Below are 467 nucleotides of genomic sequence, written 5' to 3'. Positions count from 1 at the left end.
TAATTATTATGTGCAATAATACACAAATTAATCAATATTTTTCAGTTTTATGGGCGCCTTTCTTTCCACATCAGGCGATTTCAATCGTTCAAATAAGCAATTGTATTTCAATTAATAAGCACAGCGCCAAAAGTATAGAAAGCAAATTGGGCCCAATAAATCACAATATTTATTACATTTGTATAATAGCAGTATTGTATGCAGTTTAAAGAGATCATTGGGCACAAAGACATCAAGGAACATTTAGTTCGCACAGTTCAAGAAAACCGTGTGAGTCACGCGCAATTATTTCTTGGTCCTGAGGGTTCAGGCAGCCTTGCTCTTGCTTATGCTTATGCGCAGTTTTTGAATTGCGAAAACCGGCAATTGACAGACAGTTGTGGCGAATGTCCATCGTGTCGAAAATATAGCAAACTGATCCACCCTGATCTTCACATGTCGTATCCTTTTATAGCCAAGCATAAGGA

At 37.5% G+C, this 467-nt stretch carries 1 protein-coding gene; it reads left to right on the top strand.

All coding sequences use genetic code 11. The features are described 5' to 3' along the window. Positions 1-198 precede the first annotated feature (198 nt). On the top strand, positions 199-467 hold a 269-nt coding region (locus LE190_RS22250; RefSeq protein ID WP_501039623.1), incomplete at its 3' end, for a DNA polymerase III delta subunit-related protein.

Source organism: Massilia hydrophila (assembly GCF_020208145.1).
GTDB lineage: Bacteria > Pseudomonadota > Gammaproteobacteria > Burkholderiales > Burkholderiaceae_D > Telluria > Telluria hydrophila.
The sequence above is the reverse complement of the archived record's forward strand: the minus strand, read 5'-3'. Positions and strand labels throughout refer to the sequence as shown.